Here is a 22,211-nt window from a genome sequence, read left to right as displayed (position 1 = left end):
GGTTGCCTCACACGGCCGCACCGCGGCACCGATGAACAGGGGACCGACATGAACCGATCCATTCGCACCGGCGCCGCACTCGCAGGAGTCGCGGGCGTCGTGGCGCTCGCGGGCTGCGGCGCCGTCACCGTGGGAGCCACCGCGGACGACGAGACCGCGACGACGGACGCGTCGAGCGGCCAGGCGACCGACTCGGGCACGGTGGCGTACGCCGACGGCACCTACACGGCCGAGGGCAGCTACCAGACTCCGGAGACGGTCGAGACGGTCAGCGTGACCGTGACGATCGAGGACGACGTGGTGACGGCGGTCGAGGTGACCGGCGACCCGCAGGCGGCCGAGAGCCGGCAGTACCAGTCCCAGTTCATCGCCGGCATCGCCGACGAGGTCGTGGGGGTCGCCCTCGATGACCTCGCCGTGGACCGCGTGGCCGGGTCGTCGCTCACGAGCGGCGGCTTCAACGCGGCGATCGAGCAGATCAAGCAGGACGCGGCGGTCTGACGTGTCCGCGTCGGCCGTGTGGCGCTTCGACGCCATCGGCACGAGCTGGGAGATCGAGTCGGCGCAGCCGCTCGACGCGCACGTGCGCGACGCGGTGACCGCGGAGGTTGAGGCGTTCGATGCGACCTGGTCGCGCTTCCGCCCCGACTCCCTCGTCTCCCGGCTCGCCCCCGCGGGCGGCGCTGCGCCGGCGCCGCCCGACGCCGGGGCGATGCTCGACGCGTGCGCGGAGCTCTCCGCGGCGACGGATGGCGCGGTGAACCCGCTCGTCGGCGGCTCGCTCGAGCAGCTGGGGTACGACGCGTCGTACAGCCTGCGTGCGGGGGAGCCCCTCCCGGCTCCGGTGGACTGGCGTGCGCGGCTGACGTGGGACGACGGCGAGCTCCGCCTGCGCGGCCCTGGCGTCGTCGACGTGGGGGCGCTCGGCAAGGGGCGCCTCGTCGATCTCGTCGCCGACCGCGTTCCGGGTGAGGGGGTCGTCGACGCGAGCGGCGACCTGCGGGTCCGCGGCCGCCGTCGCGTCGCCCTCGAGCACCCCTACGACCCGCGGCGCGCGATCGGCATCGTGACCGTCGAGGACGAGGCCCTGTGCGCGTCGGCGGCCAATCGCCGCACGTGGGGCGACGGGCTCCACCACGTCCTCGATGCGCGGACGGGTCTTCCGGTGCGCACGGTCGTCGCCACGTGGGCGATCGCCCCCACGGCGATGGTCGCCGACGCCGCCGCGACCGCGCTGTTCTTCGACGGCGGGCCCGAGTACGCGCACGCGCACGGCGTGCACTGGGTGCGCGTGCTGTCGGATGGCCGCGCCGAGTGGTCCCGGGGCTCCCGCGGGGAGCGGGGAGAAGCGAAGCTGTTCACATGATCGGACGACTCACCTCGGTCTACCAGCGGGGGATGCGCGCGCTCGGGCGGTTCTCGATGTACCGGCTCGTCCTCGTCGCCCTCGCGGTGCTCGCGGCCATCGCGCTCGCACTGTCCGTGTTCGGCCTGGTGCTGCCCTCGCCGGGAGCCCTCCTCGCGACCGCCGCCGTCCTCGTCGGCGTCGGCGCGATCGTCGACGGCGCCGCGCACCGCATCCTCGGGCTCGTCTGGCGGCCCGAGTCGACGCTCATCACCGCGGGCATCCTGCTCTTCGTCGTGCGCCCCGGGCTCGACGCCGCCGGCCTGGCGGGCGCGGCGATCGCCGCGGCGGCCGCGTCGCTCTCGAAGTACCTGATCGTCTGGCGCGGGCGCCACATCCTGAATCCCGCGGCGGTCGGGGCGACGGTCGCGACGCTCTCGACGCTCACGACCTCGGCGTGGTGGGTGGGCACCCCCGCGCTCTTCGCCCCGCTCCTCGTCCTCGCCGTCCTCGTGCTCTGGCGCACCGAGAAGCTCCGCGTCGTCGGCCTCTTCCTTGTCGTGGCGATGGTCGTCGGCGCCGCCCGCACGATCGTGCAGCTCCTCGCCGCCGGTCTCTCGCTTCCGCTCGAGACCCTGCTGCAGGGCCTGGTCGTGCAGTCGCCCTTCCTGTTCCTCGGCGCGTTCATGCTGTCCGAGCCGCTCACGCTCCCGCCGCGCCGACGCCAGCAGTACCTCGTCGCGGTCGTGGTCGGCGTGCTCGCCGGCTGGCCGATTCCGCTGGGGATCATCACCCTCGGCCAGGAGCGCGCGCTCCTCATCGGCAACCTCATCGCCTTCGCCTTCGCGGCGCGCGGCGCCGTCCGTCTCACCCTCGTCCGGCGCGTCGCCCTGACTCCGACGATCCAGGAGCTGACGCTCGCCGCCCAGCGGCGCCTGGCCTTCGTGCCGGGCCAGTACCTCGAGCTCGACGTGCCGCACCGTCGGCCCGATGCGCGCGGGACGCGCCGCGAGTTCTCGATCTCCTCTGCGCCTGAGGAGCTCCCGACCATCCGCATCGCCTTCCGCGAGAGCCGCGGGGGAGCGCTCTCCAGCTACAAGCGCGCCCTCGCGGAGGCGCGCGAGGGCGACGTGCTCGCGGTGACGGGAGTGTGGGGCGACTTCGTGCTGCCGCGGTCGGCGGATGCGCCGGTGCTGATGGTCGCCGCCGGCATCGGCGTGACGCCCTTCGTGTCGCAGCTGCGGCACCTGCAGCTCTCGGGCGCGCGGCGCGATGCCGTGCTCGTGCTCGTGGCCTCCCGCGCCGACGAGCTCGCGTATCGACACGAGCTCGAGCAGACCGGCGTCCGGACGGTCGTGTTCACCCCGGATGAGCCCGCGGGCCTGCCCGCGCACTGGGCGTGGGCAGGAGGGGAGCGGCTGACGGCGGATGGCCTGGCCGCTGCCGTCCCGGACATCGCGGCCCGTCACGCGTACGTCTCCGGCCCGCCGGCCCTGATCGCCGATCTCGCGCCCGCGCTCGGTAGGGCGCGGTCGCTCACGACCGACGCCTTCGCCGGTTACTGACGCCGAGCGGCGGCGCACCCGACGAGAGGGGCGCGCCGCCGCTCGGCCGGCTCACCGCCGGGTGATGTCGTGCACGGCGCCGTGGTCGAGGCGGAGCCGACGGCGGGCGCGGCGCGCGACGGCCGAGTCGTGCGTGACGAGGACGAGGGTCAGGCCATCGGCGTTCAGGCGCTCGAGCAGGTCCATGATCTCGTCGCGCGTGCGCTCGTCGAGGTTCCCGGTCGGCTCGTCGGCGAGCAGCACCCGGGGCCGCTTCGCGATCGCACGCGCGATCGCGACGCGCTGCTGCTGGCCGCCCGACAGCTCAGCGGGACGATGGTCGGCGCGCTCGGCCAGCCCGACCTGCGCGAGGGCCTCGGCGACGCGCGCGTCGCGCTCGTCCCTCGACAGGCGCAGCGGCTCGAGACCCATGGCGACGTTCTCCCTCGCCGTCAGGGTGGGGATGAGGTTGAACCCCTGGAAGACGAAGCCGATCTCGCCGGCGCGGAGCGCACTGAGCTCCCCCGCTGACGCCCGGCCGAGCTCGGATCCGGCGATCGAGATCGAGCCCTTCGTCGGCGTGTCGAGCGCTCCCAGCAGCTGGAGCAGCGTGGACTTGCCGCCGCCGGTCGGCCCCTGGATCGTGACGAAGTCGCCCTGCTCGATCGTGAGATCGACATGGGCGAGCGCGCGGATCTCGCGCCCCTTCGCCCGGTAGGTCTTCTGGACGCCCTCGAGCGCATACAGCGTGGTCATGATGTTCTCCTCTGTTCCGTCCGCGCTCAGCCGACCGAGCGCAGCGCCTCGGCGGGGCTCAGGCGCGCGGCGCGCCATCCGCCGATCGCCCCGGCCACGAGGCCGCCGGCGACCGCGAGGGCCACGGCGGCGATGATGACGACGGCGTCGAGCGGTGCCGTCAGCGCGATGTCGCTCGCGGTCTCGGCCATCGCGCCGAACGGACCGCCCATGCCGCCTCCCGCACCGGGGCCAGTGGCTGCCGCAGCGGACGACGTCGAGATCGTCGGCCGCACGAGGTCGATGATCACGGCCCCGATCACGCCGAGCGCCACGCCGGCCGCGCCGCCGATGAGCCCCTGCACGACCGATTCGCCGGCGACCTGGCGCACGACGCGCGCGTTCGTCCATCCGATCGCCTTGAGCGTGCCGAACTCGCGCGTGCGGCGCGAGACGCCGGAGAGCGTGAACAGCAACGCGAGCAGCACGGCGACCGCGAGCACGATGACGGAGAGCCACGTGCCGAGACTCGAGATGAGGCTCGAGGCGCTCGACAGCGACCCCGAGACCGTCGAGGCGAGGTCGGACTGCGAGCTCACGGTCGCCTCGGGCAGCTCCTCCTCGAGGGCGGCCTGCACGGCGGCGATGTCGCCGGCCGACGCGGCCTGCACGTACACGGTCGAGACGACGTCGCCCGCGCCCGAGAGCTCCTGCGCGATGTCGAGCGGGATGAAGACGTCGGCCGCGGTGTCGGCGGAGTCGGTCGCGGACGCCGCGATCCCGACGATCTCGAACTCCTCGCCGCCCAGCTCGACGGCGTCCCCGACCGCGAGCTCGTTGGTCGAGGCGTAGGTCGCGTCGACGACGGCGGCACCCGCATCGGATGCCTCCAGCGCGCGCCCGTCGGACACCTCGACCGACGAGAGCGGGCCCACCGTCGTCGCGGCGTCGTCGACACCCAGGACGCTGATCGAGTCGAGGTCGAAGGCGCCGCCGCCGAAGCCCCCGCCTCCGCCGCCCGGAGGCGCCTCTCCCTCCGCGGGCGCGGCCTGCGTGGCGTCCCCGGCGTCCTCCGGCGCGCTCGGCAGCTCGCCGTCGAACGTGATGTTGGTGAGCGCGAGCGCGCCCGACACGGCGGAGACGCCCTCGGTGCCGGCCGCCGTCTCGACCGCGGACGACGCGAGTGTGCTCCGGCCCATCTCGACGGCGAGGCGCGACTGGCTCACCTGCGTGGTCCCGTCCTCGGCGGTCTCGCCGTCGTCCTCGCCGAACTCGAAGCGCTGGCCGCGGCCCTCGCCGGGCTCGGCCGCCGCCCCGCTGACCGTGAGGTCGGTGCCGACGCCGTAGACCGACTCGAGGGCCGCGTTCTGGGCGTCGCGGACGCCGGCCGACAGCGCATTCACGATGATCACGAGCGCGATCGCCACCGCGAGTCCGGAGGCGACGATCATCGTCTGCCGCTTCCGGCCCGCGAGCTCTCGTCGCAGGTACGTTCCGAACATGGATCTCCCTTCGCCGCTCCCCGCGAGCGGCCAGCTGCGACCGTAGGGAGCGCGGCGATGGAGGGGGCATGAGCGGCGTATGAACGGGCTATGCGGCGCCGCGCGCACTCACAGCCCGCGCATAGCGCGTGCCATAGCAGACCCATAGGAAGCGGAGCACAATGGGTCGCATGACAACGCCCGCTCGCACTCCGTCGCCCGCCCTCACCCGTCCCGACGGCAGCCCCGTGCGCGTCCTCGTCGTCGACGACGAGCAGATGCTCACCGACCTGCTGTCGATGGCGCTGCGCATGGAGGGCTGGGAGGTGCGCGCAGCGGGCAGCGGCTTCGAGGCGCTCCAGGCGGTGCGCGAGTTCGATCCCGACGCGCTCATCCTCGACGTCATGATGCCCGATCTCGACGGGATGGGCGTCCTCCAGCGGCTGCGCCAGAACGGCAACGACGTGCCCGTGCTCTTCCTCACGGCGAAGGACGCCGTGAGCGACCGGGTCGCGGGGCTGACGGCCGGCGGCGACGACTACGTGACCAAGCCGTTCAGCCTCGAGGAGGTCGTCGCGCGTCTGCGCGCCCTCATGCGCCGCTCCGGCACGGCCCTCGCGGCCGAGGTCGAGCCCATCCTGCGCGTCGCGGACCTCACCCTCAACGAGGACAGCCACGAGGTCGAGCGCGCGGGGACCCCGATCGAGCTCACGGCCACCGAGTTCGAGCTGCTGCGCTATCTCATGCGCAACCAGCGGCGCGTGCTCTCGAAGGCGCAGATCCTCGATCGGGTCTGGCACTACGACTTCGGCGGCAAGTCGAGCGTCGTCGAGCTCTACATCTCGTACCTCCGCAAGAAGATCGACGCCGGACGCGAGGCGCTCATCCACACAGTGCGCGGGGCCGGCTACATGATCAAGGCACCGCAGTGACCGATGCGCCGCGCGACGAGCTGGCCGCGCCGCCGCGCCGGCAGCTGACGTTCGAAGCGCGCCTCATGATCACGATCGTGTCGATCGTGTCGGTCATCCTCGTGATCATCACGACCCTCACGAGCGCGATCATGAGCAGCGTCCTCGACCAGCAGCTGAGCGAGCGCGTGGCCTCGGCCACGCAGGAGCTCGACCACCAGGTCGCCGAGGCGCTCGCGTCGGGGAAGACCGCCGCGGAGGCTCTCGTCGGCCCGCCGGTCGAGCGCGGACTCCTCCTCGTCGCCGAGACCGACGGCGGCATCACGGGCGCGGTGGTGGGCGAGGGGAGTGTCACGGCGCTCACCGCCGAGCAGGTGGACGACGTCGTCACGGCGATGACCGGCGAGGCGCACACGGAGACGGTCGCGGTGTCCGATCTCGGCACGTACCGCGTCCGCACGGCCGTGATCCGGCAGACCGGCCAGTCGCTCGTCATCGGCCTCCCCACCGCCGAGGTCCAGGGCACGATCGGCCGGCTCTGGACGACCATCCTCTTCGCGACGATCGGCGGGATGATCCTGCTCGGCATCGCGACGACCCTCGTCATCCGCGCGGGGCTGCGCCCCCTCCGCGCAGTCGCCGAGACGGCGACCCGCGTGGCGCAGCAGCCGCTCGACCAGGGATCCGTGTCGATCGACGAGCGCGTGCCCGCCGAGCAGGCCGACCCGCGCACGGAGATCGGGCAGGTCGGCGCCGCCCTCAACACGCTGCTCGACCATGTCGAGTCGTCGCTGCACGCACGGCAGCGGAACGAGGAGCTCATGCGCCGATTCGTCGCCGACGCGAGCCACGAGCTGCGCACGCCGCTCGCGTCGATCCGGGGCTACTCCGAGCTGTCGCTGCGCGATCCGTCGCTCAGCGAGACGTCGGAGCAGGCGCTCGAGCGCATCCAGGCGCAGTCGATCCGGATGACCTCGCTCGTCGAGGACCTGCTCCTCCTCGCGCGTCTCGACGAGGGGCACGAGATCGTGCTCGGCGCCGTCGACCTGACCCAGCTCGCGGTCGAGGCGCTCGCCGATCAGCAGGCGGCGGGGCCTGATCACGACTGGTCGGTCGAGGTGCCCGAGGAGCCCGTCGTCATCGCGGGCGACCGGGGTCGTCTCACCCAGGTCGTGGTGAACCTCCTCGCGAACGCCCGCACGCACACGCCGGAGGGGACGCACGTCGAGCTCGCGGTGCGCCTCGAGGGCGAGGGGAGCGGGACGCGCGCCGTGCTCACCGTGCACGACGACGGGCCGGGCATCGACGAGGAGCTCCAGGGCGAGCTGTTCACGCGGTTCGCGCGCGGCGATCGGTCGCGGGCGCGCAAGACCGGCGGGACGGGCCTCGGGCTCTCGATCGCCAAGGCGATCGTCGAAGCGCACCACGGCGAGATCTCCGTGCGCAGCGCACCCGGAGACACGACGTTCGAGGTGCGCCTGCCCGCGAAGCCCGCCGAGGCCCCGCCGGCCTGACCGGCGCCGGAGACGGAGCGAGCCGACCCCGGGCGGGGGTCGGCTCGCTGCGGCGTTTCGGCTCGCTGAGTGCTAGTGGGTGTCCTCGGCCTCGATCTCGGTGCGGTCGCCGCTCCACTGCGTGTGGAACGTGCCCTCCTTGTCGATGCGCTTGTAGGTGTGCGCGCCGAAGAAGTCGCGCTGCCCCTGCACGAGGGCGGCGGGCAGGCGCTCGGCGCGGATGCCGTCGTAGTAGGCGAGCGACGACGAGAACGCCGGCGAGGGGATGCCCGCCTGCGTCGCGGCGACGACGACCCGGCGCCACGCCGCCTGGCCGCGCGTGAGCGCCTCGGCGAAGTACGGGGCGGTCGCGAGCACCGGGAGGTCGGGCTGCTCGGCGTACGCGTCGGCGATGCGGTTGAGGAACTGGGCGCGGATGATGCAGCCGGCGCGCCAGATCTTCGACACGGCGCCGAGGTCGATCGTCCAGTTGTACTCCGCTGCGCCCGCGCGGATCTCGTCGAAGCCCTGCGAGTAGGCGATGATCTTCGACGCGAACAGGGCCTGGCGGACGTCCTCGATGAAGCCGTCGACGTCGTCGACGCGGAACTCCTCGTCGGGGCCGGGGAGCGACGCCGCCACGGCGCGCTGCTCGGGGTGCGACGACAGCGAGCGGGCGAACGTCGCCTCGGCGATGCCCGACACGGGCACGCCGAGCGCGAGAGCCGTCTGCACGGTCCAGGCGCCGGTGCCCTTCGCACCCGCCTGGTCGAGGATCACGTCGACGAGGGGCTTGCCCGTCTCGGCGTCGACCTGGCGGAGCACCTCGGCGGTGATCTCGATGAGGTACGACTCGAGCTCGCCCTTGTTCCACTCGGCGAAGACGTCGGCGATCTCGGCCGGCGTCTTGCCCGTGCCGCGGCGGATGAGGTCGTACGCCTCGGCGATGAGCTGCATGTCGGCGTACTCGATGCCGTTGTGCACCATCTTCACGAAGTGGCCGGCGCCGTCGTGTCCGACGTGCGTGACGCAGGGCTCGCCCTCGGCGACCGCCGCGATCGACTTGAGGATGGGGCCGAGCGTGACCCACGACTCGTCCGAGCCGCCGGGCATGATCGAGGGGCCCGTGAGCGCGCCCTCCTCGCCGCCCGAGATGCCCGCGCCGACGAAGTTGATGCCGGTCTCGCGGACGGCCTTCTCGCGGCGGATCGTGTCAGGGAAGTACGCGTTGCCGCCGTCGACGATGATGTCGCCCGGCTCGAACACCTCGACGAGGGAGTCGATCACCGCGTCGGTGGGACGACCGGCCTTGACCATGATGATCGCCGTGCGCGGCTTCGACAGCGAGGCCGCGAACTCCTCGTAGGAGAACGCCGGGATGAAGCCGGCCTCGGGGTGCTCGGCGACGAGCTCGTCGGTCTTCGAGCGGCTGCGGTTGTACACGGCCACCGTGTTGCCCTCGCGGCTCGCGAGGTTGCGGGCCAGGTTCGAGCCCATCACGGCGAGGCCCACGACCCCGATGTTCGCGAGGGCAGGGGTCGATGAAGCGTCAGTCACGCGCGTCTCCTTGAGGACGGGAAATGATCGTACGTAATGCAGGGTAGTGCTCCCGCGCCTCACGCGCCTCTCCGTGACGTTGTGAGTGCGCGGAGGGCGTCACTTGCGGTACGAGCTCCGGCCGAGAGCGAACATCGCGCCCGCGACGAGCACGACGAAGGTCACGGACATGCCGCCGATGACCCAGGCGATCACGTGCGAGATGGCTGCGCCGTCGATCATGGGGACTCCTTCTGCAGATGCGCGGTCCTTTCCAGGGCGCGCGCGGACGGTCGAGGACGGCGCGATGCGCCGCCTCCATCGTAGTCGCGGGCGTCGTCGGGCCCTCCTCGATAGGCTCGGCCCATGGCGGCGCGCGCGTGGGCCCCGGACATCCTGGGGGAGGGGTTCGAGCAGCTCGAGCTGCCGCTCGCTGCCGACGGCGAAGGCGACGTCGTGGCCACCCTCGTCCGGCACCTCCCGCGGCGCCGCCGGTTCCTCGAGCGCGCGCGTCCGCTCGAGGACGTCGACGTCCTCTACGTGCACGGATGGTCGGACTACTTCTTCCAGCGCCGGCTCGCGCGCTTCTGGGCCGATCGCGGCGCGCGCTTCTTCGCGCTCGATCTCCGGAAGTACGGCAGGAGCCTCCGGCCCGGTCAGACGCCCGGGTACACGACCGACCTCGACGTCTACGACGAGGACATCGCGGCGGCGCTCGCGGCGATGCGGCCCGCGGTGGGGCGGCGCCTCGTCCTGCTCGGCCATTCCACCGGAGGCCTCACGCTCAGCCTCTGGGCCGCGCGCCATCCCGACGTCGCGAGCGCGCTCATCCTCAACAGCCCGTGGCTCGAGTTCCAGCTGAGCGGCGTGCGCACCGCGATCGCCCCCGTCGTGCAGATGCAGGCGCGCTGGCGCCCCATGGACGCGGCGCCGCAGGTCGACCTGGGCTACTACTCTCGCGCCCAGCGCGAGGCGGCCGACCCCGACGACCCGGTCGAGGTGAACCCGCTCTGGCGCCCCGAGCAGACGATGACGGTCCATGCCGGATGGCTGAGCGCGGTGCTGGCCGGGCACGCGCGGGTCGCGACCGGCCTCGGGATCGCCGCGCCGGTCTGCGTCCTGCTCTCCGCGCGCAGCGCTCCGCCCACGCGGTGGTCCGACGAGCTCACGCGCGTCGACTCGGTCCTCGTCGTCGACGACATCGCGCGCGCGTCGCTCCGGCTCGGCCGCAGCGTCACCGTGGAGCGCATCGAGGGGGCGCTCCACGACGTGTTCCTCTCGCGGCGCGACGCGCGCGAGGAGGCGTACGCGCGCATGGACCGCTGGGTGAGCGGGTTCGTCGCGGGCTGAGGCTGGGAATCCGCGGTTCTCCCGACCGCCGGCGTCGGGTAGCATGGACGACGACCTCGGCGAGGGGTGCCTCCGCGCGTGCGCGAGACGGGCATCCGTGATCGACGCGGTGATGCGGGCCCATGCCCTCCTCACGCGCAGCGTTCGAGCCGAGGACTTCCGACAGAACTTCATGCGGCTCCGCTCGGCCGCGTGTCCCACGAGGAGCAGACACATGGCTGACCAGAACAAGCTCGCGGCAGAGGTCCGCACCGAGTTCGGCAAGGGCTTCGCCCGCCGCCTCCGCGCCGCCGGCAAGATCCCCGCCGTCATCTACGGCCACGGCACCGAGCCCGTGCACGTCGCGCTGCCCGGTCACGAGACGGCGCTCATCGTCCGTCACGCGAACGCGCTGCTCGAGCTCGACGTCGAGGGCCGCGCCGAGCTCGCGCTCGTCAAGGACGTGCAGCGCGACCCGGTGCGCCAGGTCATCGAGCACATCGACCTCCTCGTCGTGAAGAAGGGCGAGAAGGTCGCCGTCGAGGTGCCCGTCACCACCGTCGGCGAGTCGTTCTCCGGCACGATCGTGAACCTCGAGACGGCGACCCTCAAGCTCGAGGTCGAGGCGACGCACATCCCCGAGCACGTCGAGGTCTCGGTCGAGGGCCTCGAGGACGGCACGGTCATCACGGCCGGCGACATCGCGCTCCCGCAGGGCGCCGTCCTCGCGGACGAGCCGGAGCTCCAGATCCTCTCGATCCTCACGCCGCGCGCGACGGTCGAGGACGAGGCTGCCGCCGAGGGCGAAGAGGCACCCGCCGCGGAGTGACGCGGATCTTCCACGCGAGGGGGTGCGACCTGGTCGCACCCCCTCGCGTCGTCTCCAGGAGGGAATGAGGATGGCCGAGACATGGCTGGTCATCGGGCTCGGCAATCCCGGCCCGCGGTATGAGCAGACGCGGCACAACGTCGGCCAGATGGTCGTCGACGAGCTCGCCGCGCGCCGCAGCGCGACGTTCCGGCAGCACAAGGCCAACGCGCGTGTGGCCGAGACGTGGCTGCGGCCGGGCGCGGCGAAGCTCGTGCTCGCCAAGCCGAACACCTTCATGAACGTCTCGGGCGGCCCCGCGGCGGGCCTCGCCCGGTTCTACGGGCTCGCGGCCGATCGCGTCGTGGTCGTGCACGACGAGCTGGACATCCCGTTCGACACCATCAAGCTCAAGTCCGGCGGCGGGCACGGCGGGCACAACGGCGTCCGCGATGTCGCGAAGGCGCTCGGCACCCCGGACTTCGCCCGCGTGCGGGTCGGCATCGGGCGTCCACCCGGCCGTCAGGACCCCGCGGACTGGGTGCTCGACCCGTTCGGCGCGACCGAGCGCAAGACGCTCCCGATCCTCGTGTCCGACGCGGCCGACGCCGTCGAGCGGCTCGCGGAGGACGGCCTCGTGGCCGCGCAGCAGCGCTTCCACGCCCCGCGGGCCTGATCGGCGGGGCGCGAGGTCAGAATCCGGCCTGGTCCAGGCCGGCGGCGAGCCCGATCGAGAAGCCGATCGCGGCGGACGTGGCGACGATCACGGGCGCGACCGCGGCGATGACGACGGCGGCGATCCCCGCGCCCCTGCCGCGTCGTCCTGCGATCGCGACGATGCCCTGGATCAGCGCCCACACGCCGAGCGCCGTGGCGACCCACGCGGTGATCTCGCCGGTGAGGACGGCGTCGCGCACCGGCGTGAGCAGCGACCAGTCGAACTCGGTCGCCGCCGCGAAGTCCGTGCGCCCGGCCTGCACCCCGACGAGGAAGCAGCAGACGCCGATCACGAGCGTTCCGCCGACGAGGGCCACGAGCGCGAGGAGGAGCGCGACGCGGCCGAGGGCGGCGGATGGCGCGGGCGCGGGCGCCTCGACCATGGCGGCGAAGCGCGGATCCCCCGGCTGCTGGTACGGCGCGGTCGGGGGATAGAGATAGGCGCCCGAGGGCTGCTGGCCGGGCGTGACGCCGCCGGGGGAGATCGGCGAGTGGTCGCCGGGAGCGGGCGGGTACGGCGGCTGCGGGTCGGCGCTCATGCGCCCATCCTAGGAAGGCGGGGCGCGGATGTCCGTCGTGCCCGTGTCGGAGGGCGCGACTAGACTTCTGCGGTGACTGTTCAGGGAATCGTCAGTGCTCTGGAACAGGACGGGTCCTTCCGCGACGCGCTCGCCGCGTCGGCCGTCGATGCGGATCTCTCGCTCGTCGACGGCCTGGACGCCCCGATGCTCGCCGGCCTCCTCGAGCGCCGCCGTGCGAGCGGGCACGCCCCCGTCCTGCTCGTCGTCGCGCCCACCGGGCGGCGGGCGGAGGCGCTCGGCGCCGCGCTGTCGTCGGTGATGCCCGAGGCCGAGGTGCTCGACTTCCCCGCATGGGAGACGCTGCCGCACGAGCGGCTGAGCCCGAGCCCCGAGACCGTGGGCCGACGGCTCGAGACCCTCCGCCGCATCGCCGCCGCGCATGCCGGGCCGACCTCGCCGCTCATCGTGACGGCGTCGATCCGCGCCGCCATCCAGCCGATCGCGAGCGGCCTCGGCGACGTGCACCCGATCGAGCTACGCGCGGGAGGGCGCGGCCATGAGCTCGAGACCGTCGTCGAGCGCCTCGTCGAGCTCGCGTACCACCGGGTCGACATGGTGTCGCGACGCGGCGAGTTCGCCGTCCGCGGCGGCATCCTCGACGTCTTCCCGCCGGTCGCCGATCACCCGTATCGCATCGAGTTCTTCGGCGACGAGGTCGACCAGATCCGCGCCTTCTCCGTCGCCGACCAGCGCTCGCTCCCCGGCGATGTCGAGGCCGTCTCGCTCGTGCCGAGCCGCGAGCTCCTGCTGACGCCCGACATCCGCCAGCGCGCGCGCGAGCTGCAGCACGAGTACCCCGGCATCGCGCAGATGCTCGAGCGGATGGGCGAGGGCATCCCGGTCGAGGGCATGGAGTCGCTCATGCCGGTTCTCGCGGGGCCGCTCGTGTCGCTTCCGACCTACCTGCCCCGTGGCGCGGCCGTCGCGCTCGTCGATCCCGAGCGCGCGGTGTCGCGGTCGATCACCCTCGGCGAGACGAACCGCGAGTTCCTCGAGGCGGCGTGGAGCGCCGCGACGAGCGGAGCGAGCGCGCCCATCAACCTCGACGCGGGCGACTTCCTCACCCTCGCCCAGCTGCGCGACGACGTGCGAGCGGTCGGCGGCGTGTGGTGGACCCTGAGCCCCTTCGACTCGGGAGCGGCCGAGATCGCGGCCGAGCTCGCCGAGCACGACGACCTCGACGCCGTGCCCGACGCGCGAGACGCGATCCGCGTGCGCGCCTCCGCGACGCCGACCTTCCAGGGCAACGTCGAGGGGGCCACCGCGCACATCGGGCAGCTCCTGCACGACGGCTGGTCGGTGGTCGTCGCGGCGTCGGGGATCGGCCTCGTCGAGCGCGCGCGCGACGTGCTGTCGGAGCGCGGGCTCGCGGCGCGGATCGTCGACAGCCTCGTCGAGGCGCCGGAGCCGGGGGTCGCGACCCTCGTGCAGGCCGCGATCGAGCGCGGCTTCACCGTCGAGGGCGTGAAGCTCGCCCTCTTCACCGAGAACGAGTTCTACGGCAGGGCGATCGGCGGCGACACGCGCGCGGTCAAGAAGCTCGCGTCGCGGCGGAAGAACGTCGTCGACCCCCTTCAGCTGAAGCCGGGCGAGATCGTCGTGCACGCGACCCACGGCATCGGCCGATTCGTCGAGATGACCCAGCGCGAGGTCTCCAGCGGCGGCCGCAACGCGACGAAGACGACGCGCGACTACCTCGTGCTCGAGTACGCGCCGTCGAAGCGCGGGTATCCGGGCGACAAGCTGTACGTGCCGACGGACCAGCTCGACCTGCTCTCGAAGTACGTCGGCGGCGAGGCCCCGACGCTGTCGAAGATGGGCGGGAGCGACTGGGCGCAGGCGAAGAGCCGCGCGCGCAAGGCGGTCCGCGACATCGCCGTCGAGCTCGTCAAGCTGTACTCGGCGCGGATGGCGGCGAAGGGCCACGCCTTCGGGCCGGACACCCCGTGGCAGCGCGAGCTCGAGGAAGCCTTCCCGTTCGCGGAGACCCCTGATCAGCTGCAGACGATCGAGGAGGTCAAGCGCGACATGGAGCGCCCGATCCCGATGGACCGCCTGCTCTCGGGCGACGTCGGGTTCGGCAAGACCGAGGTCGCCGTGCGCGCCGCGTTCAAGGCGATCCAGGACGGCAAGCAGGTCGCAATGCTCGTCCCGACCACGCTTCTCGTGAAGCAGCACCTCGAGACCTTCCAGGACCGGTTCGCGGGCTTCCCCGTGAAGGTGCGCGCGCTGTCGCGCTTCCAGACCGACAAGGAGGCGCGCGAGACCATCCGGGGTCTGTCGGACGGGTCCATCGACATGGTGATCGGCACGCACCGCATCCTCACCGAGCAGGTGCGCTTCAAGGACCTGGGTCTGCTCATCGTCGACGAGGAGCAGCGCTTCGGCGTCGAGCACAAGGACGCCCTCAAGAAGCTCAAGACGAACGTCGACATCCTCGCGATGAGCGCGACCCCGATCCCGCGCACGCTCGAGATGGCGGTCACCGGCATCCGGGAGATGTCCACGCTCGCGACGCCGCCCGAGGACCGCCACCCGATCCTGTCGTACGTCGGCCCGCACAACGACAAGCAGATCGCCGCGGCCATCCGACGCGAGCTGCTGCGCGAGGGCCAGGTGTTCTTCGTGCACAACCGGGTCACGACGATCCAGAAGGTCGCCTCGCATCTCGCCGAGCTCGTTCCCGACGCCCGCATCGCGGTCGCGCACGGCAAGATGAGCGAGAACCAGCTCGAGCAGGTCGTCGATGACTTCTGGGAGCGCAAGTTCGACGTGCTCGTCTGCACGACCATCATCGAGACCGGCATCGACATCGCGAACGCGAACACGATCATCATCGACCGCGCCGACAAGTACGGGCTCGCGCAGCTGCACCAGCTGCGGGGTCGCGTCGGCCGCGGCCGCGAGCGCGCCTACGCGTACTTCGTGTACGACGAGGGCAAGCCGCTCTCCGAGACCGCGGCCGACCGCCTCGAGACGATCGCCGTCCACAACGATCTCGGCAGCGGCATCCAGGTCGCCATGAAGGATCTCGAGCTGCGCGGCGCCGGCAATCTCCTCGGCGCCGAGCAGGCCGGCCACATCGCGGGCGTCGGCTTCGACCTCTACCTGCGCATGATCGGCGAGGCCGTCGCGACGTTCCGGGGAGAGGAGACCGAGGGGCCGACCGAGCTGCGACTCGAGCTGCCCGTCGAGGCGCGCCTGCCGGAGAGCTACATCGACAGCGAGCGGCTGCGGCTCGAGGCGTACCAGAAGCTGTCGGCGGCCGCGTCGGCGACGGCGAAGGACGACGCCATCGACCTCGTCGTGGAGGAGCTCGTCGACCGCTACGGCGCGCCGCCGCCCGAGGTCGACGGCCTCATCGCCGTCGCGCGCCTGCGCCGCCGCGCGGCTCAGGCCGGTCTCGCCGATGTCGTCGCGATGGGGCGCAATCTGCGCATCGCGCCGGCGAACCTGCCCGATTCGATGAAGGTCCGGCTGCAGCGCCTGCACCCGGGCGCGAAGATCCTGAGCGGGGGAGAGGCCATGGTCGTCCCCCTTCCGCAGGCGGGCGGCGAGCCGCTCGGCGACGCCGAGCTCATCGCCTGGGTCGGGCAGCTGCTCGACGCGCTCTTCCCGGCGCCGAAGAAGGACGCTCCGGCCGAGTGACGTAGGGTGGGAGGCGGTGTGCCGGGAAGTCTGGTCGGCGGCGGGCGCTGATCGCGCCTGGTCCCCGGTCGGTCCTGAAAGGATCCCATGCTCAAGCTCCTGCGCTCCGAGCGCTTCCCCGCCTTCCTCCTCCTCGGCGCCGCGATCGTCGGCCTCGTCGTCGCGAACAGCCCGGTCGGCCCCGCGGTGCTCGATTTCAGCCATCTCCATCTCGCGGTGCCGGGAACGCCGCTCGACCTCTCGATCTCGCACTGGGTCGCCGACCTGCTGCTCGCGGTGTTCTTCTTCGGGGTCGCGATCGAGCTGCAGTACGAGCTCACGAACGGCCAGCTGAACACCGTCGGCAAGGCGCTCAAGCCCGCCATCGCCGCGGCCGGCGGTGTGATCGTGCCGATCGTCATCTATCTCGTCATCGCCTGGGATCCGGCCACGCGCGACGGATGGCCCATCCCGACCGCGACCGACATCGCGTTCGCGCTCGGCGTCCTCGCGATGTTCGGCAAGGGCCTGCCGTCGAAGGTGCGCGTGTTCCTCCTCGCGCTCGCGATCATCGACGACATCGTCGGCATCGTCTTCATCGCGGTGCTCTTCGCGACCGACATCGACTTCGGAAGCCTCGCGATCGGCGCGGTGCTCATCGTCGCCTTCGGCGCCCTGAGCCGCTTCGTGTCCGACCGCAACAAGCTCGTCGTCGTGCCGCTCATGGTGGTCATCGCGCTCGCCGCCTGGGCCTTCGTGTTCGAGGGCGGCATCCACGCGACCATCGCGGGCGTGCTGCTCGGTCTCGCCATCCGCCAGGGGGAGGGCCTGCAGGCGCGCCACGTCCTCGAGCCGTGGATCAACGGCCTCATCCTGCCGGTCTTCGCGTTCTTCTCGGCGCTCGTGGTCATCCCGCAGGTCTCCCCGAGCGAGCTCTCGCCGGCTCTGTGGGCCATCCTCATCGCGCTCCCGGTCGGCAAGATCATCGGCATCACGATCTTCGGCGGGGTCGCCATGGCCGTCCGCCCGAAGGGGACCGAGCCCGAGATCCGCCTGCCCGATCTCGTCGCGGCGGGCACCCTCGGCGGCATCGGGTTCACGGTGTCGCTGCTGCTGTCGAACCTCGCGTTCGCCGACGACGCGACCCTGCGCGACGAGGCGATCCTCGGGGTTCTGGGCGGCTCCATGATCGCACTCGCCCTGTCGGGCGTGATCGTCTCGCTGCGCGCGCGGCACCATCGGCGTCTCGCCGCGTCGACGTCGGCGTGATGCGGCAGGATGTCCGGATGAGCGGATCGGGGAACGAGCTGGGGCGCGCCGCCGACGTCATGCGCGACGTGCACGAGCGGTGCGTGTGGACGCAGGGCATGACGCATGAGGCGCTCGTGCCCTACCTCGTCGAGGAGTCGGCGGAGGTCGTCGACGCGGTCGAGAGCGGCGACCGCGCGGCCCTGCGCGAGGAGCTCGGCGACCTGCTGTGGCAGGTGCTCTTCCACGCCGAGATCGCCTCGCACCATCCCGACGAGCCGTTCGGGATCGACGACGTGGCGCGGGGGCTCGCCGACAAGATGATCCGCCGCCATCCGCACGTGTTCGCGGGCGAGACGGCGGAGACGCCCGAGCGCGTGCTCGAGCTGTGGAACGCCGCCAAGGCCGCCGAGAAGCGCGAGCGCACCTCGGTGCTCGACGGCGTCTCGCACGCGATGCCCGCGCTCGCGCTCGCCCAGAAGGTCCTCGCGAAGGCGGAGCTGGTCGGCGTGGGGCTCGAGCTCGCCGAGGAGGTCGCCGCGGCCGAGGCCATCGCGGAGGACAACCCCGACATGCTGCCGGCGACCGAGGAGGAGCTCGGCGCCACCCTCCTCGGGGTCGTGGCGATCGCGCGCGCCCGCGGCTGGGACGCCGAGCGCGCGCTGCGCACGGCCGTCCGCGCTCTCGAGACGGAGGTCCGAGACGCCGAGAGCGGCTGACCCGTCGTGGGAGAATGGGGGCGCTATGGCTTCCGTGAATCCGCCGCGCGGCATGCGCGACTTCCTCCCCGCTGACAAGGCCCGTCGCGAGCGCGTGCTCGCTGTCATCCGCGAGCGCTACCGCGCGCACGGGTTCGACGAGATCGAGACGCCCGTCATGGAGGAGTACGACCGGCTGCACGCCGGGGTGGGCGGCGACAACGAGAAGCTCGCGTTCAACATCCTGCGGCGCGGCCTCGACGCCGACGGCGTCCGCGCGGCGGCCGACGATCCGGCCCAGCTGAGCGACCTCGGGCTGCGCTACGACCTCACGGTTCCGCTCGCGCGCTTCTACGCGTCGCACCGGGGCGAGCTGCCGTCGGTCTTCCGCTCGGTGCAGATCGCGCCGGTGTGGCGCGCCGAGCGGCCCCAGAAGGGCCGATACCGCCAGTTCATGCAGTGCGACATCGACATCATGGGCGACGCCTCGGCGCGCGCGGAGGCCGAGCTCATCACCGCGACGCTCGACACGCTCGACGCGCTCGGGCTCGAGGGCGCGAGCGTGCGCATCAACGACCGCCGGGCACTGGACGCCATGCTCGACCTCTTCGGCTTCCCCGTCGAGGAGCGCCCGGGCGTCCTCATCACGATCGACAAGCTCGACAAGATCGGCGCCGACGGCGTCGTGGCCGAGCTGCGCGAGCGCGGGGCGTCCGACGCGGCGGCCGACGCGCTCGCGTCCTTCCTCGATCAGGTCGCGCAGCGCGCGCACGAGCCCTTCGGCGAGGCTCAGATCCGCGGGGCTCTGCCCGAGGGCGTCGACGACGCGATCATCGCGCACCTCGTCGGCATCGGAGAAGCCGTGGGCGCGGCCCTCGGCGCCGACGCCGTCGGCGCCGAGCTGCCCCTCGCGTTCGATCCGTTCCTCGTCCGCGGAATGGGGTACTACACGGGGACGATCTTCGAGATCGCCCACCCGTCGGTGTCGTACTCGCTCGGCGGAGGCGGCCGCTACGACGGCATGATCGGCCGCTTCCTCGGGCAGGACGTGCCGGCGGTCGGGTTCTCGATCGGCTTCGAGCGGATCGTCGACCTCGTCTCGCTCGCCGAGGCGGCCGCCGCCGAGGCGGTCGTGCTCGTCCACGATCGCGACGTCCCGGTCGCCGAGCTGCTCGCCCTCAAGGCGGCGCTCGTCGCGGAGGGCTCGCGCGTGCGCCTCGAGCAGCGGACGAAGAACCTCAAGGGTCTGCTCGAGCGCGCCTCCGCCGACGGCTACACGGCCTTCGCAACGGTGTCGGCGGGAGCCGAGCGCGACGATCTCGAGCTCAAGCCCCTCTCCTGACGCCTACTCCGCCGACGCCCGGCGCTCGGCCACGAGGCGGATGAGACGGTACGCCGCACCCGCGAGCACGACGACGACGCCCGCGACGACGCTCTGCCAGGGGAGGGTGAACGCGAGGACGACGCAGCCCGCCGCCCCCACGGCCTGCAGCCAGCGGGGATAGCGGCGCACGGCGCTGCCCTGTCGCCAGGCCGCGAGATTCGCGACGAGGTAGTAGAGGAGCACGCCGAACGACGAGAAGCCGATCGCGCCGCGGAGGTCCGCGAACGCGACGATCGCGATCACGACGAGCGCGATCACGGCCTCGGCGCGGTGCGGCACGCGCGTGCGCGGGTGGATGGCGGAGAGGAAGCGGGGGAGGTCGTCCTCGCGGGCCATCGCCAGGGTCGTGCGCCCGATCCCGGCGATGAGCGCGAGGAGGGCGCCGAGCGCGGCGGCCGCCGCGCCCACGCGCACGACCGGCTGCGCCGCGTCCCACCCCGCGGCGGCGACCACGTCGGCGAGCGGCGCGGGGGAGGCGGCGAGTGCCTCGACGCCGAGCGCGCGCAGCGAGGCGAGGGCGATGACCGCGTACACGGCGATCGCGAGGCCCAGGGCGAGCGGGATGGCCCGGGGGATCGTGCGCGCGGGATCGCGCACCTCCTCGCCCATCGTGGCGATGCGCGCGTATCCCGCGAAGGCGAAGAAGAGCAGGCCGGCCGCCTGAAGCACGCCGTACGCCCCGACCCCGGGCGGCGTCTGCGCCCCGCCGGGGGCCGCGGGGGAGGCCCATCCGGCCGCGACGACGACCGCGAGGCACACGAGCACGACCGCGACGATGATCTTCGTCGCGAGCGCCGTGCGGGTCACGCCGAGCAGGTTGATCCCGGCAAGAAGGGCGACGGCGAGCACGGCCACGGGCCGCTCCCAGCCGGCGGGAGCCGCGTACGCCGCGAACGTCAGCGCCATGGCCGCGCAGCTCGCGATCTTGCCGATGACGAAGCACCATCCGGCCAGGTAGCCCCACCACGCGCCGAGCTCGGCGCGGCCGTACGCGTACGTGCCTCCCGCCACGGGGTGGACGGCTGCGAGCTGCGCGGACGACGTCGCGTTGCAGAACGCCACGATCGCGGCGATCGCCAGCCCCGCGAGCAGCCACGGGCCCGCGGCGGCCGCGGCGGGGGCGAAGACCGCGAAGACTCCGGCCCCGATCATCGATCCGAGGCCGATCGCGACGGCGTCGCCGACGCCGAGTCGTCGTGCGAGCGCGGGAGGGGTCGTCATGCGCCGCAGTATATGAGGCGCGGGTGGCGGCGAGACGACGCGCACGGTGCGCGCGCCTGAAGTTATAGTCCTGCTAGAATAACTGCATGCTCATCCGCATCGACCCGACGCGCGAGGAGCCGGTCTTCACGCAGATCGCGGCGTCCATCCGCTCGGATGCCGCCGCCGGTCGCACGCGTCCCGGAGACCGGCTCCCGGCCGCGAAGGAGGTGGCGGCGTCGCTCGGGGTGAACCTGCACACCGTGCTCCACGCGTACCGCCAGCTGCGCGACGAGGGGCTCGTCTCGATGCGGCCCGGGCGCGGCGCCGTGGTGACCGAGGCGGCGGCTCCGCTCGCGGCGCTCGATGCCGACATCCGAGCGCTCGTGCGTCGGGCGACCGAGCACGGCGTATCCCGCGAGACGCTCGCGGCCGCCGTGCGCGCGGCCGAGCTCTGAACCGACCGAACCCTCGAGGAGGAGACGATGACCGCATCGCAGTACACCGGCGCGGAGGAGGCGCTCCGCCGTTTCCGCTGGGTGGGCCTCTGCGTTCCGCTCGCCGTGCACCTCGCGCTCGCTCTCGTGCAGCTCGCGCAGGTGCCCGCGCTGCCTGACCCGGCCGCGATCCACTGGGGAGCCGCGGGCGGCCCCGACGGGTTCGGGCCGGCGTGGACCCTCCCGCTGCTGACCGCGCTCGTCGGGGGAGGGACGACGCTCCTCGTCGCGGGGCTCGCGCTCGTGGGAGCGCGCGGGGGCGCGAGCGGACGCACTCGCCGGCACGGGCAGCGCATGTCCCTGCGCATGCTCGCCGCCGTCATCTGGTGGGAGGTCGGACTGCTCGGCGTCGGGCTCTCCGCGAGCGTCTTCGCCCAGGTCGGTCTGGACGACGCGAGGGACGCGCCTCCGGTCGGATGGGGGATGGCCGCGGGCTTCGCGGTCGGGGTCGCGCTCGGCATCGCGGCCTGGCTCGTCACGATCGACCCTCCGCACGAGGAGGGCGAGAGGCCTCGTCCGGTCGCGCTCGCGACGCACGAGCGCGCGGTCTGGGCGCGCACCGCCTCGATGGCGCCCGCCGGCATCGCGCTCCTCGCGGTCTCCGCCGCGGCGGTCATCGCGATCGCGCTCGTGACCGCCTCCCTCGATCTCGCACAGAGCGGCGCGCTCTCGGGCGGGACCTGGATCACGATCGCCGCGGCGGCGCTCGTGACGTTCCTCGTCGGCGTCGGGTGCGTCTTCCGCGTGCGGGTCGACGAGGCCGGGCTGACGGTGCGCGCGCCGATCGGCTGGCCCCGCGTGCGCATCTCCGCGTCCGACATCCGCGCGGTCGAGGTCGTCCTGGTGAACCCGATGGCCGAGTACGGCGGGTGGGGCTGGCGCTGTGCGGTCGGCAGCGGCTGGGGCGTCGTGCTGCGCGCCGGCGAGGCGCTGCGGGTCACACGGGCGAACGGCAAGGCGTTCACCGTCACCGTCGACGACGCCGACACGGCCGCGGCGCTGCTCGCCGGGTTCGCCGAGCGCGCGAGGGCGTGACATCGCGCCCGCGCGCGCCCGTTACGATTCTGTGGACGGCGC

General features: G+C 72.8%; 20 protein-coding genes. 14 read left to right on the top strand and 6 right to left on the bottom strand.

The window, feature by feature from the left end; translation table 11 throughout:
* Nucleotides 1-48: 48 nt before the first annotated feature.
* Genes PKE79_RS11405 through PKE79_RS11395 form a run of 3 tightly spaced genes read left to right on the top strand, consistent with a single transcriptional unit; the run spans nucleotide 49 to nucleotide 2,910 of the window.
* The gene (locus PKE79_RS11405; RefSeq protein WP_271173812.1) at nucleotides 49-501 is read left to right on the top strand and encodes an FMN-binding protein; all 453 of its coding nucleotides are present in this window, start codon (nucleotides 49-51) and stop codon (nucleotides 499-501) included.
* A 1-nt stretch (nucleotide 502) separates the two neighbouring features.
* Nucleotides 503-1,366: an FAD:protein FMN transferase gene (locus PKE79_RS11400; protein ID WP_271173811.1), complete on the top strand. Its 864-nt coding sequence runs from the start codon at nucleotides 503-505 to the stop codon at nucleotides 1,364-1,366.
* A complete protein-coding gene (locus tag PKE79_RS11395; RefSeq protein WP_271173810.1) occupies nucleotides 1,363-2,910 on the top strand; it encodes an FAD-dependent oxidoreductase in 1,548 nt (515 codons plus the stop codon). Before PKE79_RS11400 ends, PKE79_RS11395 begins: the two co-directional genes overlap by 4 nt.
* 51 nt (nucleotides 2,911-2,961) lie before the next feature.
* Here PKE79_RS11395 and PKE79_RS11390 read toward each other — a convergent pair whose 3' ends face one another.
* Both PKE79_RS11390 and PKE79_RS11385 read right to left on the bottom strand, forming a co-directional pair.
* Nucleotides 2,962-3,645 carry an ABC transporter ATP-binding protein gene (locus PKE79_RS11390; RefSeq protein WP_271173809.1) on the bottom strand — a complete coding sequence of 228 codons (684 nt, stop codon included), beginning with the start codon at nucleotides 3,643-3,645 and terminating at the stop codon, nucleotides 2,962-2,964.
* 26 nt (nucleotides 3,646-3,671) lie between these two features.
* Nucleotides 3,672-5,126, bottom strand: coding sequence for an ABC transporter permease (locus PKE79_RS11385; RefSeq protein ID WP_271173808.1), 1,455 nt, complete (start codon nucleotides 5,124-5,126; stop codon nucleotides 3,672-3,674).
* Nucleotides 5,127-5,296: 170 nt separating this feature from the next.
* Here PKE79_RS11385 and PKE79_RS11380 point away from each other — a divergent pair, with 170 nt between their 5' ends.
* Together PKE79_RS11380 and PKE79_RS11375 are read left to right on the top strand one after the other, a co-directional pair.
* Nucleotides 5,297-6,037, top strand: a complete 741-nt coding sequence (locus tag PKE79_RS11380; protein ID WP_271173807.1) for a response regulator transcription factor — start codon at nucleotides 5,297-5,299, stop codon at nucleotides 6,035-6,037.
* A complete protein-coding gene (locus tag PKE79_RS11375) occupies nucleotides 6,034-7,530 on the top strand; it encodes a sensor histidine kinase (RefSeq protein WP_309299973.1) in 1,497 nt (498 codons plus the stop codon). The genes PKE79_RS11380 and PKE79_RS11375 overlap by 4 nt, the downstream gene beginning before the upstream one ends.
* Nucleotides 7,531-7,602: 72 nt before the next feature.
* Here PKE79_RS11375 and gnd read toward each other — a convergent pair whose 3' ends face one another.
* Together gnd and PKE79_RS11365 are read right to left on the bottom strand one after the other, a co-directional pair.
* Nucleotides 7,603-9,066, bottom strand: coding sequence for an NADP-dependent phosphogluconate dehydrogenase (gene gnd, locus PKE79_RS11370; protein ID WP_271173806.1), 1,464 nt, complete (start codon nucleotides 9,064-9,066; stop codon nucleotides 7,603-7,605).
* Between the two features lie 99 nt (nucleotides 9,067-9,165).
* Nucleotides 9,166-9,288 (bottom strand): hypothetical protein, encoded by a 123-nt coding sequence (locus PKE79_RS11365; RefSeq protein ID WP_271173805.1) that lies wholly within the window; start codon nucleotides 9,286-9,288, stop codon nucleotides 9,166-9,168.
* Between the two features lie 123 nt (nucleotides 9,289-9,411).
* On the opposite strand from PKE79_RS11365, the gene PKE79_RS11360 reads away from it, so the two are divergent.
* The 3 genes from PKE79_RS11360 (at nucleotide 9,412) to pth (ending at nucleotide 11,858) form a co-directional block, all read left to right on the top strand.
* Entirely contained in the window at nucleotides 9,412-10,395 is a 984-nt protein-coding gene (locus PKE79_RS11360; RefSeq protein ID WP_271173804.1) for an alpha/beta hydrolase, read from the top strand.
* 214 nt (nucleotides 10,396-10,609) lie between these two features.
* The gene (locus tag PKE79_RS11355; RefSeq protein ID WP_271173803.1) at nucleotides 10,610-11,203 is read left to right on the top strand and encodes a 50S ribosomal protein L25/general stress protein Ctc; all 594 of its coding nucleotides are present in this window, start codon (nucleotides 10,610-10,612) and stop codon (nucleotides 11,201-11,203) included.
* Between the two features lie 70 nt (nucleotides 11,204-11,273).
* Nucleotides 11,274-11,858, top strand: a complete 585-nt coding sequence (gene pth / locus PKE79_RS11350; RefSeq protein WP_271173802.1) for an aminoacyl-tRNA hydrolase — start codon at nucleotides 11,274-11,276, stop codon at nucleotides 11,856-11,858.
* Nucleotides 11,859-11,874: 16 nt separating this feature from the next.
* On the opposite strand, the gene PKE79_RS11345 is transcribed toward pth, so the two are convergent.
* Nucleotides 11,875-12,438: a hypothetical protein gene (locus PKE79_RS11345; protein WP_271173801.1), complete on the bottom strand. Its 564-nt coding sequence runs from the start codon at nucleotides 12,436-12,438 to the stop codon at nucleotides 11,875-11,877.
* Nucleotides 12,439-12,510: 72 nt separating this feature from the next.
* On the opposite strand from PKE79_RS11345, the gene mfd reads away from it, so the two are divergent.
* The 4 genes from mfd to hisS all read left to right on the top strand — a co-directional run bounded on the left by mfd (nucleotide 12,511) and on the right by hisS (nucleotide 19,395).
* Nucleotides 12,511-16,128, top strand: coding sequence for a transcription-repair coupling factor (gene mfd / locus PKE79_RS11340; RefSeq protein ID WP_271173800.1), 3,618 nt, complete (start codon nucleotides 12,511-12,513; stop codon nucleotides 16,126-16,128).
* Between the two features lie 87 nt (nucleotides 16,129-16,215).
* Nucleotides 16,216-17,376: a Na+/H+ antiporter NhaA gene (locus PKE79_RS11335; protein WP_271173799.1), complete on the top strand. Its 1,161-nt coding sequence runs from the start codon at nucleotides 16,216-16,218 to the stop codon at nucleotides 17,374-17,376.
* A 17-nt stretch (nucleotides 17,377-17,393) separates the two neighbouring features.
* Nucleotides 17,394-18,074: a nucleoside triphosphate pyrophosphohydrolase gene (locus tag PKE79_RS11330; RefSeq protein WP_271173798.1), complete on the top strand. Its 681-nt coding sequence runs from the start codon at nucleotides 17,394-17,396 to the stop codon at nucleotides 18,072-18,074.
* Nucleotides 18,075-18,099: 25 nt separating this feature from the next.
* Nucleotides 18,100-19,395, top strand: a complete 1,296-nt coding sequence (hisS, locus tag PKE79_RS11325) for a histidine--tRNA ligase (RefSeq protein WP_271173797.1) — start codon at nucleotides 18,100-18,102, stop codon at nucleotides 19,393-19,395.
* A 3-nt stretch (nucleotides 19,396-19,398) separates the two neighbouring features.
* Here the strand turns inward: hisS and PKE79_RS11320 are convergent, their stop codons facing one another.
* Entirely contained in the window at nucleotides 19,399-20,658 is a 1,260-nt protein-coding gene (locus PKE79_RS11320) for an APC family permease (RefSeq protein ID WP_271173796.1), read from the bottom strand.
* 86 nt (nucleotides 20,659-20,744) lie between these two features.
* On the opposite strand from PKE79_RS11320, the gene PKE79_RS11315 reads away from it, so the two are divergent.
* Together PKE79_RS11315 and PKE79_RS11310 are read left to right on the top strand one after the other, a co-directional pair.
* Nucleotides 20,745-21,095 (top strand): GntR family transcriptional regulator, encoded by a 351-nt coding sequence (locus tag PKE79_RS11315; protein ID WP_271173795.1) that lies wholly within the window; start codon nucleotides 20,745-20,747, stop codon nucleotides 21,093-21,095.
* A 27-nt stretch (nucleotides 21,096-21,122) separates the two neighbouring features.
* Nucleotides 21,123-22,169, top strand: coding sequence for a DUF1648 domain-containing protein (locus tag PKE79_RS11310; protein WP_271173794.1), 1,047 nt, complete (start codon nucleotides 21,123-21,125; stop codon nucleotides 22,167-22,169).
* Nucleotides 22,170-22,211: the final 42 nt, after the last annotated feature.

It is taken from the genome of Microbacterium barkeri (assembly GCF_027921765.1).
Lineage (GTDB): Bacteria > Actinomycetota > Actinomycetes > Actinomycetales > Microbacteriaceae > Microbacterium > Microbacterium barkeri.
Note: the sequence above shows the minus strand (reverse complement) of the source record. Positions and strands in the feature narration are given on the sequence as shown.

Coding starts and splice junctions, on each gene's coding strand:
- PKE79_RS11405 (WP_271173812.1), top strand. CDS start 49: ATGAACCGATCCATTCGCACCGGCGCCGCACTCGCAGGAGTCGCGGGC.
- PKE79_RS11395 (WP_271173810.1), top strand. CDS start 1,363: ATGATCGGACGACTCACCTCGGTCTACCAGCGGGGGATGCGCGCGCTC.
- PKE79_RS11390 (WP_271173809.1), bottom strand. CDS start 3,645: ATGACCACGCTGTATGCGCTCGAGGGCGTCCAGAAGACCTACCGGGCG.
- PKE79_RS11385 (WP_271173808.1), bottom strand. CDS start 5,126: ATGTTCGGAACGTACCTGCGACGAGAGCTCGCGGGCCGGAAGCGGCAG.
- PKE79_RS11380 (WP_271173807.1), top strand. CDS start 5,297: ATGACAACGCCCGCTCGCACTCCGTCGCCCGCCCTCACCCGTCCCGAC.
- PKE79_RS11365 (WP_271173805.1), bottom strand. CDS start 9,288: ATGATCGACGGCGCAGCCATCTCGCACGTGATCGCCTGGGTCATCGGC.
- PKE79_RS11360 (WP_271173804.1), top strand. CDS start 9,412: ATGGCGGCGCGCGCGTGGGCCCCGGACATCCTGGGGGAGGGGTTCGAG.
- PKE79_RS11355 (WP_271173803.1), top strand. CDS start 10,610: ATGGCTGACCAGAACAAGCTCGCGGCAGAGGTCCGCACCGAGTTCGGC.
- pth (WP_271173802.1), top strand. CDS start 11,274: ATGGCCGAGACATGGCTGGTCATCGGGCTCGGCAATCCCGGCCCGCGG.
- PKE79_RS11345 (WP_271173801.1), bottom strand. CDS start 12,438: ATGAGCGCCGACCCGCAGCCGCCGTACCCGCCCGCTCCCGGCGACCAC.
- PKE79_RS11335 (WP_271173799.1), top strand. CDS start 16,216: ATGCTCAAGCTCCTGCGCTCCGAGCGCTTCCCCGCCTTCCTCCTCCTC.
- PKE79_RS11330 (WP_271173798.1), top strand. CDS start 17,394: ATGAGCGGATCGGGGAACGAGCTGGGGCGCGCCGCCGACGTCATGCGC.
- hisS (WP_271173797.1), top strand. CDS start 18,100: ATGGCTTCCGTGAATCCGCCGCGCGGCATGCGCGACTTCCTCCCCGCT.
- PKE79_RS11320 (WP_271173796.1), bottom strand. CDS start 20,658: ATGACGACCCCTCCCGCGCTCGCACGACGACTCGGCGTCGGCGACGCC.
- PKE79_RS11315 (WP_271173795.1), top strand. CDS start 20,745: ATGCTCATCCGCATCGACCCGACGCGCGAGGAGCCGGTCTTCACGCAG.
- PKE79_RS11310 (WP_271173794.1), top strand. CDS start 21,123: ATGACCGCATCGCAGTACACCGGCGCGGAGGAGGCGCTCCGCCGTTTC.